Below are 17573 nucleotides of genomic sequence, written 5' to 3' on the forward strand. Positions count from 1 at the left end.
ACAGGATAGTTGGTGAAAGAAAACGTGAGTACCCGACGTAGTTCGTTCGACATATTCAGCGAGATGGAGGAACTGATGGAACGGATGCGCCAGTCGATGGCGGAAAGCGTCGGCGACGTGCGGTCGTGGCGGCCCCAGCAGTCGGCCGCGGACCGACACGGCCTGTTGGCGCTCGAGGCCGACGGCGAGGATTACCGCATCGTGGCTGACCTCCCCGGCTTCGAGACCGAGGATATCGACCTCCGATTCGACGACGGTCGGCTCACCCTGACCGCGACCAACGAGGTCGAGACGAACGACGAACACGGCGCGCACAGCCGCTCGCGACACGTGAGCGAATCCCTGTACGTCCCCGGCACTATCGACGCGGACGGCATCAAAGCGAGCTACCAGAACGGCGTCCTCGACATCCACCTGCCCATCGACGACCCGGTCGAAAGCCACCGTATCGACGTCGACTAACCCGGCTTTTCGACCGACTGCCCCGAATTTTCGGAGGGCATAGATTGAAGCCCTAGCCTGTATACGAATTCGTAAGCAATGATTAATACAGATACCGAGTGGTTCCGCGCGGAATCCTCCTACTCGGACCCCAGTATCGGCGAGACAACCATCCCGCGGATGTTCTTCAACAGCGTCGACCGGAACGGCCCGCGAGACGCCCAGTGGTACAAGGGTGGGGTCTACGACCGCTCGCTCACGCCGGACGTGCTCCCGACCGCGACGACGGGCGAGTTTGCGTCCGTCACGTACGACGAGCTGGCCGACATCGTCCGCTCGCTCGCGGCCGGGTTCCGCGAGCTGGGCGTCGAACACGACGACCGCGTCGGCATCTACGCCAACACGCGCATGGAGTGGGCGCAGTCCGACCTCGCGCTGTTGTCCGCCGGCGCGACCGTCACGACCGTCTACACGGAGTCGTCGGCCGAACAGACCCAGTATCTGCTCGACGACCCGAGCGCGACCGGCGTCGTCTGTGAGAACGCCGAGCTGCTCGACACGCTGCTCGGAATCGAGGAGGACCTCGACCTGGAGTTCATCGTCGTCATCGACGAGTTCGAGGGCCACGAGGACCGCGACGACATCCTCTCGCTGGGCGAGGTGTACGAGCAGGGCAGCGAGGCGTACGACGACGCGGCGTTCGAGGGGTGGCTCGACGAGCAGTCGATGGACGACCTCGCGTCGCTCATCTACACCTCCGGCACGACGGGCAAGCCGAAGGGCGTCCAACTGACACACCGGAACTTCCGCGCGAACGTGAATCAGGTCCGGCGGCGCTTCGCCGACCGGCCCGACCGCGACGACGACGTACCGACGCTCAGCACCGACACGCGCGCGCTCTCGTTCCTCCCGCTCGCGCACGTGTACGAGCGCACGTCCGGTCACTTCGTCATGTTCGCCTCGGGCGCGACGGTCGCGTACGCCGAGTCGACGGACACGATCGCCGACGACCTCGCAACCGTGAAGCCGACCTCCGCGACCTCGGTCCCGCGCATCTACGAGCGCGTGTTCGCGACGATGCGCGAGCAGGCCAGCGGCTCCAACGTGAGCGAGTCCATCTTCGAGTGGTCCATCGGTGTCGCCCGCGACTACGCGCGCACCGAGAACCCGGGTCTCGGTCTCCGAGCGAAACACGCCCTCGCCGACCGACTCGTCTACTCCTCGGTGAAGGAGACGATGGGCGGCAACATCGAGATGTTCATCTCTGGCGGTGGCTCGCTCTCCCAGCGGCTCGCCGAGCTGTTCGAGGGGATGGGCCTACCCATCCACGAGGGGTACGGACTGACGGAGACCTCCCCCGTCGTGTCGACGAACCCGCCGGACGACCTCCGGTCGGGGACGCTCGGCCCGCCGCTGACGGAGATGGAGGCCAAACTCGATCCGTCGGTCGTCTCGAACGACCAGAAGGCGAAGGCAGACGGCGAAATCGGCGAACTCCTGTTGCGCGGGCCGAACGTGACCGACGGCTACTGGAACCGCCCCGACGCGACAGAAAGCGCCTTCACCGATCCCGAGGAGGGAGAAGGCGACGAGCCGTGGTTCCGCTCCGGTGACATCATCGAGGCGGCCGACGACGGCTATCTCGTCTACCACGACCGGCTCAAACAGCTCATCGTCCTTGACACGGGCAAGAACGTCGCGCCCGGTCCCATCGAAGACGAGTTCGCCACCAGCGAGCGCATCTCACAGGCGATGGTCGTCGGCGACAACGAGAAGTTCATCGCCGCGCTGTTCGTCCCGGACATGGAGGCGCTCGAACGGTGGGCCGAGAAGAACGACATCGACCTGCCCGACGACGAGGCAGCCATCGCCACCAACGAGCGCGTCCGCGAGTGGGTCCGGGCCGAGGTCGACGAGGTGAACGAGTCGCTGTCGAAACACGAACAGATCAAGGAGTTCCGGCTGGTCGGCGTCGAGTGGACGCCGGACAACGACATGCTCACGCCGTCGATGAAGCTCAAGCGCCGGAACGTGATGGAGAAGTACGACCACAAAATCGAGGAGATGTACGGCCGCGACGAGCAGTAACCCACGCCACTCCCCGTCTCAACGGGCCACGTGTTACTTCTGATACGAGTGTGAACGGTGAACGTCGGTGAGCGACGCGGTCGCTGCTCGAACTCGCCGAGGCGTGCTACAGCTAGTGCATCCGATACCACTCCTCGATGTCGACCATCGGTCGCGGGTAGTCGATTCCCAACTGCACGCCGTGGCGCGCTTGTTCGTCGTCGCTCAGTTTCCACGGCCGATGGGCGTACTCGGCCGGTAACTCTGCGAGTTCGGGGAGCCAGTGGGTGATGTACGCCGCCCCGGAGTCGTACCGTTCTCCCTGGCCGAGGACGTTGAAGTAGTTGTCGCGCGAGTCGTTGCCGACGCCCGACTGGTAGGCCCAGTTGCCCCAGTTTGAACACACGTCGTAGTCCACGAGCAGCGATTCGAAGTACGCCGCCCCCCACCGCCAGTCGATTTCGAGCACGTCCGTGAGGAAGGAGGCGACGTTCTGTCGACCGCGGTTCGACATGTAGCCTGTCGCGTTCAGCTCCCGCATGTTCGCGTCTACGAACGGGACGCCGGTCTCGCCGGCGGCCCACTGCTCGAAGGTGTGTTCGTCGTGTCGCCACTGTTTGTCCGCGTCGCGGATCCCCTGAGGGCCGAAGAAGTCGCCGCCGTGTTTGATGAACTGGAACTGGAAGAAATCTCGCCACAGCAACTCGAAGACGAGCCAGTACGTCGAGTCGTTCGAGACGCGTTCGGTCTCGTACTCCTTGACCTGCTCGTGGAGCCACCGGGGCGAGAGACAGCCTTGCGACAGCCACGCCGAGAACTTCGAGGAGTAGTCCGCGCCGAGCAGCCCGTTGCGCGTCTCCTTGTACTCCCGCAGGCGGTCTTCCTCCCAGACGTAGGTCTGTGCGCGCTCGCGGCCGGCCGACTCGCCGCCTCGGTGTTCGATTGCACGCCGATCGTCCGGCTCCGGCTCTGCCCGCCCGAGGTCGGCGAGCGTCGGGAGTTCACCGACGGCGAGTTCCGGCGTCTCGACACTCGTCGGCGTCTCTGCGGTGTCGCGAACCGTCGCCTCGCGTTCGACTTCCTTGCGCCACGGCGTGTAGGTGTCGTCGATGGAATCGACCGCCGTGGGCAGGTCGTTGAGGTGATACAGCGTGTGCGTCCAGAAGCGCTCGCTCGGGATTCCCGCATCCGCGAGAGCGGCCTTCGTCGCGTTCTCCGTCGTCAGCTCCTCGGTCGCGGGTATCGTCTGGAAGTAGACCGCGTCGGCGTCGTACTCGGTTGCGACCGCCGGGACGAGGTCCGTCGGGTCGCCGTGGCGCACGAGCAGGTCACCGCCCCGAGCACGGAGGTTCGCCCGGAGGTCGGCGACCGACTCGCGAACGAACCGGGCGCGGTAGCCACCGGTCTTCGGTTGGTCGATGTAACGCGAGTCGGCGTACTCGCTTTCCCCGAAGACGTACAGCGGGACGACTCGGTCCGCGTCCGCAACCGCACGGGCGAGCGTCTCGTTGTCGTGGAGTCGCAAATCGCGCCGGAACCAGACGACGGTAGTGTCCATACCCGATGTACGGTCGGTCACACCAAAGCCGTGGGGGCCTACACCACGTCGACGTTCCGGACCCGCGGGCCGTCGCAGTCGACGAGGAGGACGGACTGATACCGCCCGATGTCGAGTGCGCCGTCCATGACGGGGAGCGTTACGTCCCGGCCGAGCACCATCGAGGCGAGGTGTGCCCGTGCGTTGTCGTCGATTTCGTCGTGGTGCCACTCCGCGTCGGGAACCATGCCGCCGGCGAACCGCGCGATGTCGGCTTCGAGCCGTGGCTCCGCCTCGTTGACGACGACGCCCGCGGTCGTGTGCGGGACGAACACCGAGACGGTCCCGTTTCGTCCGGTCGGGACCGCCCCGGATACCTCGTCTGTGATGTCGGTGACGCTCGTTCCTTCCCCCGTCTCGACCTCGAATCGCATGGGCTGGCCGACGCGCGCCGGCGACAAGAAGCCACGCCCCCGGACCGCCGTACTGATTGTGACGGCCGGCGAACCGTCGGTATGGACGATCTCCCCGACGGGTGGAACCGCTGGAACGACGGAGAGACCAAGCTCGTGTGGGCGTATCGTCCGGACGTGTTCAACGGGAGCAGTTTTCCGGCGGCCTGTCTCCCGACCATCTACATCACGCAGGGAAAACGGACGCGCCGGCCCGGAGCCGAGCGCGCCCCCGACCCCGATACCCCGTGGTACGTCACCCTCTATCTGGAGCCAGAGGTCGCTCGCGAGGACGAGGAGTTCTCCTCGCGCGAGCGCGCCCTGGCAGGCGCACACGACCTCGCCGCCCGATTTAGCGAGGGAACGGTGGACTACCGCGGGCTGTATCAGGTGCCTCGCGAGACGTACTTCGCGAAGCTGGACGAACTGACCGGGCGCGAGGGACCGACCGACTCGCCGGAACGGGAACTTTAGGGTCGCGGGCCGCCTCTCGTAGGCTATGACTACGGTCACGCTCATCGGAACGCGGCTCGCCGAGCCGGGGACCGAGTTCGTCTACGGCGGGGAGGCGACCGCCTGCGAGGGGTGTCCCTACCGCGACCAGTGTCTTAATCTGACTGAGGGCCGCCGCTACACCGTCGAGAGCGTCCGCGAAAACACACAGACGCTCGACTGTGCCGTCCACGACGAAGGGGTACAGGCGGTCGAGGTGACGCCCGCACCGATTCGGGCGAACGTCCTCTCGAAGTCGGCGTACGCCGGTTCGACGGCCGAGCTCGCCGGCCCCTGCCCGTACACGGGCTGTCCGAGCCACGAGTTCTGTGAGCCGGCGGGCGCGGAGTTCGACGCCGAGTACCGTATCGCCGAGGTAGAAGGGGAACCGCCACACGACTACTGTATGCTCGACCGCGACCTGACGCTCGTTGAGTTCGCCGCCGCCGAGGAGTAGTCAGGGTCGCGAAAACGACCCCGAGAACGCCCGCTGGACGACCTCCGACAGCGCCGGATGGATGTGGATTGTCTCGCGGATATCCCGCACCGTTCCCGAGCCAGCGGTCATCGCGACGACGACCTCCTGAATCAGGTTCGACGCCTCCGGCCCGATGATGTGACAGCCGAGAATCTCGCCGTCCAGGCCGATGATGACCTTCACGAAGCCGTCGGCGTGCATCGCGTCTCCCCGGGCGGTGTCGCCGTACTCGGAGGTCCGGACCGCGTAGTCGTCATCGAGGTCGCTCTCCGTCGCCCCGACGCCGGCCACCTCGGGCGAGGCGAAGACGGCAAACGGCATCGCGTCGTACTCACACAATCGCACTGAACCAACACGGCCAACATACTGGACAGCGACTTACTCTTCGCCGGTCTCAGCCTGCTGTTGGCCCGCACTCTCCTCCTGCTCGTCCGAGCGGGCAGCCACTAAGCCACCGCGCGCGACGCTGTAGAGCGGCTCGTCCACGTGCATCACCTCGCTGATGCTGAACGGGATGTTGGACCCTTCGAGGTGGTCTTGGAACAGCTCTTTGAAGCCGTCCGGACTGGCCGTCCCGCCCGTGACGACGGCGGGTACGTCGAGACCCTCCTCGACGTCCTCTTCGTCCACTTCCGCGACGATGTTCTCGATGACGTATTCCAGCAGGTTCTCGTAGTAGATGGACAGCGCGCCCTCGACACCGCCGACGTCGGTCTGGAAGTCGAGCGCGAAGTCCTCCTCCTTGATGGAGGTGACCTTATCGACCGGCGTCCCCGTCGCCTGTGCGGCCTGTTCGTCGACCCAGTCGCCCCCGCGGGCGACGGAGAACTTCATCACCGGCACCGCGTAGTAGGAGAGACACACGTTCGTCATCCCGGCACCGAAGGAGATGCCAAGCCCGGTGAACGAGTGGTCCGCCAGTTCGGAGTAGATGACGGCCATCCCCTCGTTGATGGGTTCGGCGTCGTACCCCATGTCGTTCAGGAACGACTCGATGGTCTTCTGATGGTACAGCGTCGACAGGTCGCTGTCGATGGGGTCGGCGGGCGAAGAGAAGTACAGCCGCTCGCCGGGACGGTCCGGTTCGCCGACCACCTGCTCGATGATGAGCTTCATCATCGGAATGGCCGACTGCTCGTCGCTGGAGAGGATGCCGCGTTGCATGGGACGGCGGGTCTCCTTGTTGAAGATGTTCGCGAAGTTGAGTGCATCGTCGCCGACGACGTACACCTTGTCGTCCTTGCGGATGTGGAGGACGTCACTCCGAGAGAGCATCTGCTCGGCCATGTCGGAGTACTCGATTTCTACGAAGGAGTTCCGCTGCTGGATGAACACCGTGTCGGTTCCTTCTTGATTCGCCGACAGGATATTCATCGTGCCCACGTCGAGACCAGTTGCCATGCAGATACTCGGGTGGGCCTATCTCATAAATCTATTCGCTGTTTTCACTTCGCCGAGTCGGCGCCGTTTCCCCGCTGTCCGTATGTCAATGTTCCCCACCGCAGAGTTACTACTCAGTTCGACAGCCACGAGCGGAGCCGCGCGAGGATACTCTCGGCGTCGTCATTGACCGGGTCGACCTCGTCATTGCGCTTCTGTTGTCTGAGTTCGTTCAGCGCCGCGGTCTGGTCATCGACGGTCGACTCCGAGGTCTGTACGTCACGGTCACCGCCCTTGAGCTGTCGAAGCCCCTCGACCTGGGCGTCGACACCGCCCGGGTTGACCGTCTTCTCGGCTTCAGCGTTCAGACGTCCCCCCGCCTCGTCGGCGTAGTCTTCTCTGAACGAGAGGTCCCGGTTGCTGTCCTTCTCGACACCGCCCCAGGAGAGTTCGACGTTCGACATGGCCGCATCGATGTCGGCCCGGACGTCTTCGTCACTGACGCTCTCGTCCGGCTCGTCGGTCGCGGCTTCGTCGGGCACGGTCGCCGTTACCGTCGCCTGCTCCAACTGATGGGCAACGAGGGCGCTCCCGGTAACGGCCGCAAGGAGTGCAAGCCCGACGGCGTAGGTCCCGACCACGAGCAGCGTGTTCTGTGTCCCGAACTCGAACCACTGTTCGGGGTACGCGAGCAGGAACGCGATGCTCGCAACCACGGTGACCGTGATACCCACGAGCCCGCCAATCTGCGCCCGACGTTCGGTAGGAAGCAGCACGACCACCGAAAGTAGCGCGAGTGGGACCGAGAGCATCCCGAGGAGATACCCCGGCTGTGCCAGCGCAAAGTAGCCGGCCGTCCGGAGACCGTAGAAGCTAGCACCGGCGACGAACAACACGAGTCCGAGTGCGGCACACGTGATACCCGCAAAGAAAAGGCCGAATCCGAGATACACTTCAGACTCTGTTTCCGGCTCACCGATGTATCGCTCGTAGAGCCTGAGCAACGCGTTCTCTGGGGACGTGTCGGTGGTGTCGTCCTGGGTCATTGACCGAGGGTACTCACCCGGTGAATATGATAGTTTGGCTTACTCCAGTCCCGGGGGTGACTCCTCGTCGTCTCCCGAGTCTTCCTTAATCTCCTGTAGCTGTGAAACGGCGTCATCGTCGCTCTGACTCCGGGTCTGGCTAACGTTGTCCGGGTCGAGGCGTGGCTCGCCGGTCTCCTCCGACGCCGACTCGGTCATGTCGCTCTCCGGCGACTCGCCGTCGCCGGTGCCGAACAGCCACTGCTGGATACGGTCGAGTAGCGTCATCGGTGGTGTTTGAACAGAATCGCCTTCACGTCGTCACGCGTCCGGGCCGTCTCGGTGCTCCCGTCGGGCAAATCGACCTCGTACCGAGCGTCGCCGTCGGCTTCACGCCACTTCTCCTCGTGGTCTTCGAGCAGATTCAACATCCCAGGTCCCGCCCCGATTCCCCCGCCTGATTCGCCACTCCCCGGGTTCCCGTCAGTCCCTGAACCGCCATCCGACGGCTCGTCCTCGTCCGGGCTGTCGTCATCCGACGCCGTCGTATCCGCACCTGTGCGTGGCGCGTCTTCCGTCGCAGTCGCCGGCTCACCGGCTGCTTCGGCCACGTCGAGGAGATACGCCATCACGTCGGCCGGCTGGACCGAGGTGTACTCGCCGGCGTGTGCCGCCGTCAGTTGGTCTCTAATCGCAGCGAACCGCTCCTGTTGGTCGTCCGTGATTTCAACGCTCGGCATACCTACCTCTTCTCGGGACAGTACAAAACAGTCAGTACTCACGGGGGTCACTACGCTGTTTCGTCCGAGCCGTCGGTCGCGTCCTCATCGCCGCTCGTCTCACTCTCCGCCGCGTCACCCGTCGTCTCTTCGCCCGGACCGGTATCGGCGTCCGAATCGCCGTCTGTGTCGTCGGCTGCCGAGTCCGTGCCCGCACCGGTGGCATCGGACTGGTCCGCAGTATCAGCGTATTCCTCGCCAGCACCGGGGTCGGCGACCGTCGTCGACTCGGGAGTGCCGCGGAACTGGAACTCCCCGTCCCCGGCCGACGTGTCCTCAGCCACGGGCGCGTCGGGGGGTGTAGTGTCGTCGTCCACGCGCGCTGTGCCGTCCGGGATAGAGTCCGGGAAGAGCGTCTGGAACCGGTCCAGTGCGTCGTCCCACGACTCCAACGAAGCGTCCTCAGGCCGGTGGTCCACCAGCACTCCCACGTACGAACAGTCCTCGCACACCCGCGAAACTGCCTCCTCGAGTTCAAAGACGGTGACGTGGCCACCACACCGGGGACAGTCCATACGGTCAAATACACCCCGGGGGGTCAAATCTTTCATGGTCACTCCACCGCTGCCGACACCTGGTCTCGCCTCTGAACTCTCCACATCAGACCAAGCGACCGACACCAGACACAACCGCAGAGATGCGCTTGAGCCGACTCGTAACCGACGCCAACAACTCCGCGAGGCTCCTTCGAAATGCTGTCCACAGGCCAAGCGTCTGTGCCCACCGTCGGAGCAGTACGGCTTTACCCACCGTGTTGTCAGGAGAAATTACTTATACAGTGGTACGTACGTGGTTAATGTTACCATGGGACTACTTGGCGGAACAGACCCCGGGCCGTGTCACTTCTGTCGTGGAAAGGTCACGCCGGACAACGGGCTCCATTGTGATATCTGTGACACCTATGCTCACAACGACTGCATGCAGAAGAACGGATTAGTGAAAAACGACAGCGGAATCATCCGCAGCTCGACGAAAGTCAAGTGCCCCGGATGTGGTGACGTGAGCAAGGTCTGACCGTCCCTGAGCTACGCCAGTCGCGTAACTGAATACAGCGTCAGTTCGATGGCGCTGTGTTCCAAGACGGCGCGGCAGCTACTCTGTCGCAGTTACTCAGGAAAGCCTGTATCACTCTTGCGGCAGAATTCGAGCTGCTGTTCTCCAAACTGGGAGAGGTCAGTTCCACAACTCGGACAGAAAGCGACAATCGAATCACCTCCCGACGAGGATTCACGGTCATCTGCTGAATCGTGGGTAAACACCTTGGTGTTGCTTGCTGGTGTTTCTTCTTCCGAGGCGTCGGTACCGCCCGTTGCTGGCGACTGTTCGTTGACAGCCGTAGCAGCATCGTCCTCCTCGTCTCGAAGAGTCGAACCGTCGAAGATAACCCCATCGAGGATAGCGCCATCTGTGTCAGCATTCTGCAGGTTGGCATTTCGGAGATCGGCAAATGCGAGATCAGCGTTCCGAAGGTCTGCCCCAGAGAGGTTCGCACGACGAAAATCAGTATACCGAAGGTCGGCTCCACTGAGGTCCGCTCCCCGGGGATCTACACCAGAGAGATCATCACTGTACAGGTCAACACCGGAGAGATCCGCACCGGGGATGACATGCGATTCATCAATCAGTGATTCCAGTCCGAGATCGACCATGTGGCCACTGTGAGGAGGGTATCAAATAATTATCAGATTTAAGTAACCTCCCCTCGTATTTTTTTATATGACTCGTGGACACCAGCGCGTCCCTTTTCCGCTGGGTGGCATTATCTCGTTGTTAGGTGTGCTGCTGGCGTCGGTAGTCGTCTACGATCTCTATGCCGATATCGTCGTCCAGAACAACCGACCTCTCACCGCTCTTCTGGAAAACTCGCTCCCCCTCGCGCTCAACGCCGGGATTATCGCCAGCGGCTTCTGGCTCACACAGCATGACAACCGCGATATCAGCAAGCAAGCAGTCATCTGGACCGGAATCAGTATCACCAGTCTTCTGCTACTGGCAGTGTGGGTGTACAGCTTACAGCTCATCCAAGGCCAACTCAAGCCGTTGATTCTCCTCGCCCAGATCGCATCGATGGGCGCGGTCGCCGGAATCGTCGTCGGAGTTTACAGCGGCAGACAGAACCATCGGCAGCGAGAACTCCAGTCGCTCTTTCAGAACAGTCGAGACTGTATCGCAAAAGTTCAATTTGAGAATGAGACGCCCCTGATCCAAGAGGTGAATCCGGCGTTCGAATCGATGTTCGGCTACACAACAGATGACGCCGCCGGGGAGTCGCTTGACGAGCTTATCGTCGACTCACAGAGCAAGCGTCAGGCGACGGAACTGAGCCGCCGTGCTCGGGGCGGCGAACAATTTGAAACGGAAGTCACGAGAACAACCGCCAGTGGTGACAGTCGAATCTTCCGGCTTCAGGCGCTCCCAATCGATACTGGACGTACGACGACTCATGTATATGCAGTCTACACTGATATTACGGACTCAAAACGCCACACCAAACGGGTGAATGCACTTCACAGTGCGACGAGAGAGCTGATTTCGGCTGAGACGCCAGAGGAAGTCGCCCAGCGGGGCATTCAGGCGGTCTCGAATATCCTCGAACTGCCACTGTCTTCGATATTCGCCGAACGAGCGGGAACGCTTGAACCGGTCGCGTCAAGCGAGGCGGCGAAGGAACTCTTTGATGAAATTGACACATTAGACCCCGAGAAATCGGTCGCGTGGCGAGTGTACGAATCCGGACAGCCCGTGAAAGCTGCCGATATCACTCAGGTAGAAACCATCCAAAACCCTCAGACGCCGATTGCCTCCGAGATGATTCTCCCCCTCTCGGAGTACGGCGTGCTCATAATCGGCGATACCGAAGCCGGAGAGTTCGACGATGAGGATTTCACCCTCGCACAGATTCTGGGTGACAACATCAGTACGTCACTAAACCGAGTCGACCGCGAGCAGCGGTTGCGAGCGCGCGAACAAGAGCTTCGCGAGCAGAACGAACGGCTGGAGACGTTCACGAGCGTCGTCTCCCACGACCTGCAGAACCCGCTCTCCGTCGCAACAGGATACACCGAACTCGCACAACAGGAATCGGGTGAAACTGAAGCGCTCGAAAAAGTCGAGCAGGCACTCGAACGGATGAACTCACTCATCGACGAGTTGCTGACATTAGCACAGCAGGGCGAATCGATCGATGAGAAGGAACCGATTCTGTTAGACCGCGTCGCGAGCAAAGCGTGGGAGACGGCTGCAACCGAGCAAGCGACGTTAGAAATTATTGACGACGGACAGTTCAATGGGGACCGCAATCGGATCCAACAACTCCTTGAGAACCTCTTTCGAAACGCCGTCGAACACGGCGGTGCGTCCGTGACTGTGACCGTCGGGGCGATCGATAGTGACGGGTTCTATGTCGAAGACGACGGGCCAGGCATCCCTGCAGATACGCGCGAGACCGTCTTCGATCATGGGTATACGACGTCCGAGACCGGAACCGGATTCGGGCTTCCCATCGTGAACGAGATCGTCGAAGCTCACGGTGGAACGATCTCTGTACTCGAAGGGCACGACGGCGGTGCACGGTTCGAAATACGAGACCTCGAGACCAGCAATTAGCCCCAACTAGACTAATCGAAATCCATAGCTACCCACCAGAGTCAGAGCAACCCACTGCACGCTGGTTTTCCACAGCACAGACCAGTTTCACCGATATCATTTTATCACAGAAATGCGTTCTTCAGTTAAGTAGCGATTAACGAACAGTCCGTTCGGCCCATCCCAGTGTCCACATCTACCCCAATCCGCGTTCTCCACGTCGACGACGAGCCGGAGTTCGGAGACATGGTTGCAGAGTTCCTCGAGCGAGAAGACGCGCAACTCGATGTGACGTCGGTCACGAGTGCCGCCGCCGGCATCGAGCGTCTCGACGGAGCTCAGTTTGACTGTGTCGTCTCCGACTACGACATGCCCGACCAGAACGGGCTCCAGTTTTTCGAATCAGTCCGAGACAGCCACCCGGACCTCCCGTTCATCCTGTTCACGGGGAAGGGGAGCGAAGACGTTGCGAGTGATGCGATTTCGGCCGGCGTCGATGACTACCTACAAAAACAGGGTGGGACCGGTCAGTACACCCTGCTCGCCCACCGAATCACGAACGCAGTCGCACAGTACCGTTCGAAACAGGAAATTGAAGCCAGTCAGGAACGCCTCTCACTGTTCTTCGAGCAGTCACCGCTCGGCGCGCTCGAGTGGACGGAGTCGTTCGACGTCGCGCGGATGAACGAGAAGGCCGAAGAGATTCTCGGATTCACCGAGGAGGAACTCGTCGGGAGTTCGTGGCGGCGGCTCATCCCGGAGTCAGAACAGGACGGCGTCGCCGAACTGTTCGCTGAGATGCTCACCGAGTCGAAGGCCTACGATATCGAACAGGAGACGCTCACCAGCGACGGTGAACGAATCAGGTGTGAGTGGCACCACCGCGTCGTCAGAGACGAACTCGGCGACGTTATCACGATATTCTCGAAGTTCCAGAACGTCAGCCAGCGGGTCCAGCGAGAGAAGGAACTGGCCGAGGAGCGTGCGTTCACTGAACAGGCGCTGGACACGCTCGAGGACGTGTTCTACGTCGTCGAGACCGACGGAACGCTCACGCGGTGGAACGAGCGGTTGGGTGCCGTCACCGGACACTCCGATGTCACGCTGGACGGGAAAGACATCCGGACGCTGTTTGCAGAAGACGACCACGACCGTATCAGCGGCGCAATCGAGGAGGCTATCGAGACGGGGACGGCGACCGTCGAAGCGAGGTTGCTCACGGCGGCCAGTGAAGAAGTTTCGTACGAACTCACCGGCAAGCGCCTGACCGACCCCCACGGCGAGTTCGTCGGTATTGTCGGTATCGGGAGAGACCTCTCGGAACGGAAAGAGCGAAAAGCAGAGATCCAGTTCGCCCGCGACCTGCTGGACCAGACTGAACGCATCGCCGACGTCGGCGGCTGGGAGATCGAGACGGCGACGGACGAGGTGTTCTGGACCGAGAACCTCTTCGACATGTTGGGTGTCGACTACGGCCAAGCGCCGCCGCTCGGCGAGGCGCTTGACGTGTACCTCGAGGAAGACCGACAGCGCGTCGCAAACGCGATTGAGACGGCAGTCGCTGCGGCTGAGTCCTTCGATGTCGAAGCGCGGTTCGAGCGTCACGACGGCGAGCTTCGGTGGTTTCGAATCCAGGGAAAACCGGTTCTCCAAGACGGCGAGGTGGTGCGGCTCCGTGGAGCGGTCCAGGACATCACTGACCACAAGCAGCGCGAGAAACAGTTAGAACAGTTCGCGTCGATTGTCAGCCACGACCTCCGAAACCCACTGAACGTGGCGGAGGGGCGACTCGAGCTCGCCCGAGAGGAGTGCGACAGTGAGCACTTACCCAGTGTCGCTCAGGCCCACGAACGGATGCGGGACCTGATCGCCGATCTCCTCGAATTGGCGCGTGGCGACGAACGGGTGAGTGCGATGGAGCTCGTCGACCTCGGAGAGCTTGCGGGTCAGTGTTGGAACGCAGTCGAGACGGGCGATGCGACCCTGGTGAATGAGGCCGAGACCCACTTTCACGCCGACCAGAGCCAGCTCAGGCAACTGCTCGAGAATCTGATTCGAAACGCGGTCGAACACGGCGGGGACGACGTGACAATCACGATTGGAGACCAACCCGATGGCTTCTACGTCGCCGACGACGGGCAGGGTATCCCTCCCGAGGACCGCGAGCAGGTGTTTGAGCCTGGCTACTCGACCTCGACAGAGGGGACGGGGTTCGGGCTAAGCATCATCAGACAGATCACCGAAGCACACGGCTGGACCGTCAGCCTCGATACCAGCACCGACGGTGGGATACGGTTCGACGTTACGGGCGTCGCGTAAGCGCCGATTCAGTGGTGGTCGTCGTGGTCACCGCTGACGTACGGATTCTCCTCGGCGTAGGGGTTCTCTCGCGTCTGTGGCGGGTGTTGGACGCGAACGTACGGCGGCTCCTCGATGTACTCGACGAGCGAGGTCGTTCCGACGAAGCCACAGGGGGATTTCCGAAGGGCGAGATACTGCCGTCCGGCGTCATCGATCCACGTGTCGAGGACCTGCTCGACGGAGTCGCGGTAGAACGCCGCGACCTCATCAGGCACCGTGTTCGGATTCAACACCTCGAGCAGAGCGCTCTCCGGGTCGAGAAGCTGTGCTTCCTCGAAGTATCGAACTCGGCGGGCGGCCTCGTGACCGAGGGTGTGGACGATCGCGTTCCCGTTCACCAGCGAGTAGGTCGTCCCGTCGGTCTCGTCGTGCAGGCGCTTGAGCAGGTCCGTCACCGTCTCGGGGTCGTGCTCGGGGGTGAACACGCACGACCGGCTGCCATCCCACGTTCCCACGAGGTCGACGACCGCGAGCTGTCCGGAGTCGAGGAACGCTTCGACGTCGTAGCCGTGGCCCGACAGGAGCTGCTGGGTCCGACTCCCCCGTAGCTCGATCGCCGGCACGAGAATCACCTTCTCGTCCGTTTCGAGCCCGTGACGGAGGAGCGCGCTGAAGAAGACGTTGAGGTTCGCACGGCCGTCGTGTTCGAGCAAGACGCCAGCCCCGCGCACGAGACCGCCCCCGGTGAGCGCGTCGAGTCCGTCGATACCGATCGGCGTGTGGGCGTGGTCTTTCAGCGCCGGGGGTTGCGAGCGTCGCTCCGGGGCGAGTCGGAGTCCGTCGGGACCGAACTCGACTTCCATCTCACGGCGGTCGTAGTCGATACCCCGCATCTTCGTGATTCGGAGGAAGTTGTGAGGGTCGTCCTCGACGGGCCGCTGCGCGAGTTCGATAACGCCGTGAGTCGTAAACTCGAGCGCCTCCGTCGTCTTGTCGGTCCCCTGTTCGGCCGTGAACAGACTCGTCGCGCCGAAATCCTCCGAGAAGAACCGAATCAGGTCCAGGACGGACCGACGAAACCGCTGTGCGTCGTTCGCGATTACCGAGAGCCCCGAGACGCTGTCGAGTACGACACGGTCGACCGGACCGAACCGTCCGAGATACTCGCGGACGTACTCGGCGGTGAACGGTAGATTGTACCCCTCGCCGAGCATCTCGTCGCCCTCCTCGTCCGCTGCCAGCGTCTGTAGCGTGAGTTCTTCCTCGCCGCTCTCGATCGTCTTGCCCGCGCTGGCGTGGATCGAGGCGACGGCGAGGTTCTCGTGTTCGAGTTCGAACTCGAAGTCGGCAAACGACTGCTGGAGTTCGTCGATGGTCTGTTCGGTGCTAACGTAGAGACACTCTTCGCCCGCATCGAGCCCCGCCTGGAGGAACTGCATCGACAGCGTCGATTTCCCGCTCCCCGGTCCGCCGGTGAGCAGCGTCGACCGGTTTGCTGGGTAGCCGCCGTCAAGCATTCCGTCGAGCACGCGGGACCCGCTGGAGACAGAAGTGTGACCCGTCATCTGTCATCATATACGGCCAACGTACATAATAAAACCACCTCTCAGTATCTGGACTGATATGATACGGCTGGGGTCTCTCTCGCGGAGACGCCCTCACTCCGTCCGCGTCGCCGTCTCGACCGTCGCGGTGAAGCCGGCGTCGCGAAGGCGGTCCGCGAGCGGCAGGCCGATACCCGACGCCGGCGTCACGACGCCGCCGCTCAGTGGCGACTCGACCTCGCCTCGAACCAGACACACGCCTGCCTCTCCGAGCATTCGTGCAGTCGCGCCGTAGCCCGGGTCTCGGTCGGCACCGAACTCAGCCTCCACCGTGAATGGCCCGTCCCTCGCCGTGCCGCGTCCGAGGAGACGCACGGTGAAATACCCGTTTTCGATCTGTTCCTCGCTCGGTCCGTCGCCCGGGTCGGGGAACACGTACCGCTGAATCCCGTTCCGAACTGGGTCGATAGACATCGCTGCCGTGAACACGCCAAGCCCACCGGCGATGAGCGTTGCACGGGCGGCCCCGCCGAACCCAGAGCCGGTCGGAATGCGCTCCGTGCAACGGAACTCACGCCCCCACGGGTAGCCGAGGACGGCATTACTCCGGCGGACGATGCGCTCGTTTACCGGGGCCATCGGCGACGGGCTGGTCCAACTCGAGTGAAGCCGGTCGTTGCGCGGGAGCGGATGTGTCCCCGGGTCCACGCCGCTCCGCTCGCCAGGCGGGGCCAGCGAGTACGGGTTCTGCAGCGTCTGTTTGGCGAGCGGGTCGTTCGACACGGCGGCGAACAGTTCGCCGAAACTGGCGAGCGTACCGCCGCTGACGCCGCCGCTACTCTGTTCCGGGTAGATGCGCACCGTCTCGCAGGCTGCACCGAACTCCTCTTGCGCGTACGACTGGACGAGTAGCGTCCCGATGTCAGCCGGCACCGAGTCGAACCCGCAGCTGTGGACGATGCGCGTCTTCGACTCGACTGCGTCCTCGTGGCACCGGTCGATAATTTCCCGGACCCAGTTCACCTCGCCGGTCAGGTCACAGTAGTCCGTTCCGGCGGCGATGCAGGCGTCGACCAGCGGCGTTCCGTATCTCGTATAGGGACCGACAGTCGTACAGATAACGCGCGTCTGTTCGGCCATCGCCCGAAGTGTATCTGGCTCTGTCGCATCAGCAATCACGGTAGGCACTTCGTCCCAGTCGTCGGCTTGCTCGACCAGTTCGGCTTCGACGGCGTCGAGTCGGTCGCGGTTCCGGCCGCCCAACGCGAGCGACAGTTCTTCCGGAGTGTACCGGTTGGTGAGATACTCGGCCACGAGACTGCCGGCGACGCCGGTCGCACCCCAGACCACGAGGTCGTACTGCCGCTGTGAGTCGGTCATCGACACGGTGTTGGGTCTACGATGTGGTAAATCGCCGTGGTGATTAGCAACGATTGGTTCTAAGCCTCCGTCCTCAAGGAACGAGTGTTGCGAGGAGTAGGGCGGAGATACA

General features: G+C 62.7%; 16 protein-coding genes and 1 pseudogene. 6 read left to right on the forward strand and 11 right to left on the reverse strand.

Annotated features, from left to right (window positions below):
* The first annotated feature begins 24 nt into the window (after positions 1–24).
* Positions 25–462, forward strand: a complete 438-nt coding sequence (locus DMP03_RS10715) for an Hsp20/alpha crystallin family protein (protein ID WP_152120661.1) — start codon at positions 25–27, stop codon at positions 460–462.
* A 78-nt stretch (positions 463–540) separates the two neighbouring features.
* On the forward strand, positions 541–2529 hold the full coding sequence (locus DMP03_RS10720) for an AMP-dependent synthetase/ligase (protein WP_152120662.1): 1989 nt from the start codon (positions 541–543) through the stop codon (positions 2527–2529).
* A 112-nt stretch (positions 2530–2641) separates the two neighbouring features.
* Here the strand turns inward: DMP03_RS10720 and DMP03_RS10725 are convergent, their stop codons facing one another.
* Together DMP03_RS10725 and DMP03_RS10730 are read right to left on the reverse strand one after the other, a co-directional pair.
* A complete protein-coding gene (locus DMP03_RS10725) occupies positions 2642–4066 on the reverse strand; it encodes a DASH family cryptochrome (RefSeq protein ID WP_152120663.1) in 1425 nt (474 codons plus the stop codon).
* A gap of 38 nt (positions 4067–4104) precedes the next feature.
* Positions 4105–4479 carry a secondary thiamine-phosphate synthase enzyme YjbQ gene (locus DMP03_RS10730; RefSeq protein ID WP_152120664.1) on the reverse strand — a complete coding sequence of 125 codons (375 nt, stop codon included), beginning with the start codon at positions 4477–4479 and terminating at the stop codon, positions 4105–4107.
* A gap of 81 nt (positions 4480–4560) precedes the next feature.
* Here DMP03_RS10730 and DMP03_RS10735 point away from each other — a divergent pair, with 81 nt between their 5' ends.
* On the forward strand, positions 4561–4971 hold the full coding sequence (locus DMP03_RS10735) for a DUF5820 family protein (protein WP_152120665.1): 411 nt from the start codon (positions 4561–4563) through the stop codon (positions 4969–4971).
* A gap of 25 nt (positions 4972–4996) precedes the next feature.
* Positions 4997–5446, forward strand: a complete 450-nt coding sequence (locus DMP03_RS10740) for a UPF0179 family protein (protein ID WP_152120666.1) — start codon at positions 4997–4999, stop codon at positions 5444–5446.
* Here the strand turns inward: DMP03_RS10740 and DMP03_RS10745 are convergent.
* The 7 genes and pseudogenes from DMP03_RS10745 to DMP03_RS10775 form a co-directional block, all read right to left on the reverse strand.
* Positions 5447–5800: pseudogene (locus DMP03_RS10745) on the reverse strand (dihydrolipoamide dehydrogenase); the annotation flags it as partial.
* 45 nt (positions 5801–5845) lie between these two features.
* Positions 5846–6868, reverse strand: a complete 1023-nt coding sequence (locus tag DMP03_RS10750) for a hypothetical protein (RefSeq protein ID WP_152120667.1) — start codon at positions 6866–6868, stop codon at positions 5846–5848.
* 113 nt (positions 6869–6981) lie between these two features.
* Complete coding sequence (locus DMP03_RS10755) at positions 6982–7893, reverse strand: DUF7139 domain-containing protein (RefSeq protein WP_152120668.1); 912 nt, start codon at positions 7891–7893, stop codon at positions 6982–6984.
* 39 nt (positions 7894–7932) lie between these two features.
* A complete protein-coding gene (locus tag DMP03_RS10760) occupies positions 7933–8160 on the reverse strand; it encodes a hypothetical protein (protein ID WP_152120669.1) in 228 nt (75 codons plus the stop codon).
* Positions 8157–8612 carry a hypothetical protein gene (locus DMP03_RS10765; protein ID WP_152120670.1) on the reverse strand — a complete coding sequence of 152 codons (456 nt, stop codon included), beginning with the start codon at positions 8610–8612 and terminating at the stop codon, positions 8157–8159. Before DMP03_RS10765 ends, DMP03_RS10760 begins: the two co-directional genes overlap by 4 nt.
* 50 nt (positions 8613–8662) lie before the next feature.
* Positions 8663–9166, reverse strand: coding sequence for a hypothetical protein (locus tag DMP03_RS10770; RefSeq protein WP_152120671.1), 504 nt, complete (start codon positions 9164–9166; stop codon positions 8663–8665).
* Between the two features lie 591 nt (positions 9167–9757).
* Positions 9758–10300, reverse strand: coding sequence for a pentapeptide repeat-containing protein (locus tag DMP03_RS10775; protein WP_152120672.1), 543 nt, complete (start codon positions 10298–10300; stop codon positions 9758–9760).
* Positions 10301–10367: 67 nt separating this feature from the next.
* On the opposite strand from DMP03_RS10775, the gene DMP03_RS10780 reads away from it, so the two are divergent.
* Positions 10368–12257 carry a sensor histidine kinase gene (locus tag DMP03_RS10780; protein WP_152120673.1) on the forward strand — a complete coding sequence of 630 codons (1890 nt, stop codon included), beginning with the start codon at positions 10368–10370 and terminating at the stop codon, positions 12255–12257.
* Positions 12258–12422: 165 nt separating this feature from the next.
* A complete protein-coding gene (locus tag DMP03_RS10785) occupies positions 12423–14555 on the forward strand; it encodes a hybrid sensor histidine kinase/response regulator (RefSeq protein WP_152120674.1) in 2133 nt (710 codons plus the stop codon).
* Between the two features lie 8 nt (positions 14556–14563).
* Here DMP03_RS10785 and DMP03_RS10790 read toward each other — a convergent pair whose 3' ends face one another.
* Both DMP03_RS10790 and DMP03_RS10795 read right to left on the reverse strand, forming a co-directional pair.
* Positions 14564–16102: an ATPase domain-containing protein gene (locus DMP03_RS10790; RefSeq protein WP_152120675.1), complete on the reverse strand. Its 1539-nt coding sequence runs from the start codon at positions 16100–16102 to the stop codon at positions 14564–14566.
* 93 nt (positions 16103–16195) lie between these two features.
* The gene (locus DMP03_RS10795; RefSeq protein ID WP_152120676.1) at positions 16196–17461 is read right to left on the reverse strand and encodes a saccharopine dehydrogenase family protein; all 1266 of its coding nucleotides are present in this window, start codon (positions 17459–17461) and stop codon (positions 16196–16198) included.
* Positions 17462–17573: the final 112 nt, after the last annotated feature.

Origin of the sequence: Halosegnis rubeus, from assembly GCF_009184545.1 — an archaeon.
GTDB classification, from domain to species: domain Archaea; phylum Halobacteriota; class Halobacteria; order Halobacteriales; family Haloarculaceae; genus Halosegnis; species Halosegnis rubeus.

What these genes read in the sequence shown, in the direction of transcription:
- DMP03_RS10790 (WP_152120675.1), bottom strand. Translation starts at nt 16,102, where the DNA reads ATGACGGGTCACACTTCTGTCTCCAGCGGGTCCCGCGTGCTCGACGGA.
- DMP03_RS10760 (WP_152120669.1), bottom strand. Translation starts at nt 8,160, where the DNA reads ATGACGCTACTCGACCGTATCCAGCAGTGGCTGTTCGGCACCGGCGAC.
- DMP03_RS10730 (WP_152120664.1), bottom strand. Translation starts at nt 4,479, where the DNA reads ATGCGATTCGAGGTCGAGACGGGGGAAGGAACGAGCGTCACCGACATC.
- DMP03_RS10780 (WP_152120673.1), top strand. Translation starts at nt 10,368, where the DNA reads ATGACTCGTGGACACCAGCGCGTCCCTTTTCCGCTGGGTGGCATTATC.
- DMP03_RS10740 (WP_152120666.1), top strand. Translation starts at nt 4,997, where the DNA reads ATGACTACGGTCACGCTCATCGGAACGCGGCTCGCCGAGCCGGGGACC.
- DMP03_RS10725 (WP_152120663.1), bottom strand. Translation starts at nt 4,066, where the DNA reads ATGGACACTACCGTCGTCTGGTTCCGGCGCGATTTGCGACTCCACGAC.
- DMP03_RS10755 (WP_152120668.1), bottom strand. Translation starts at nt 7,893, where the DNA reads ATGACCCAGGACGACACCACCGACACGTCCCCAGAGAACGCGTTGCTC.
- DMP03_RS10795 (WP_152120676.1), bottom strand. Translation starts at nt 17,461, where the DNA reads ATGACCGACTCACAGCGGCAGTACGACCTCGTGGTCTGGGGTGCGACC.
- DMP03_RS10770 (WP_152120671.1), bottom strand. Translation starts at nt 9,166, where the DNA reads ATGGACTGTCCCCGGTGTGGTGGCCACGTCACCGTCTTTGAACTCGAG.
- DMP03_RS10765 (WP_152120670.1), bottom strand. Translation starts at nt 8,612, where the DNA reads ATGCCGAGCGTTGAAATCACGGACGACCAACAGGAGCGGTTCGCTGCG.
- DMP03_RS10720 (WP_152120662.1), top strand. Translation starts at nt 541, where the DNA reads ATGATTAATACAGATACCGAGTGGTTCCGCGCGGAATCCTCCTACTCG.
- DMP03_RS10750 (WP_152120667.1), bottom strand. Translation starts at nt 6,868, where the DNA reads ATGGCAACTGGTCTCGACGTGGGCACGATGAATATCCTGTCGGCGAAT.
- DMP03_RS10735 (WP_152120665.1), top strand. Translation starts at nt 4,561, where the DNA reads ATGGACGATCTCCCCGACGGGTGGAACCGCTGGAACGACGGAGAGACC.
- DMP03_RS10775 (WP_152120672.1), bottom strand. Translation starts at nt 10,300, where the DNA reads ATGGTCGATCTCGGACTGGAATCACTGATTGATGAATCGCATGTCATC.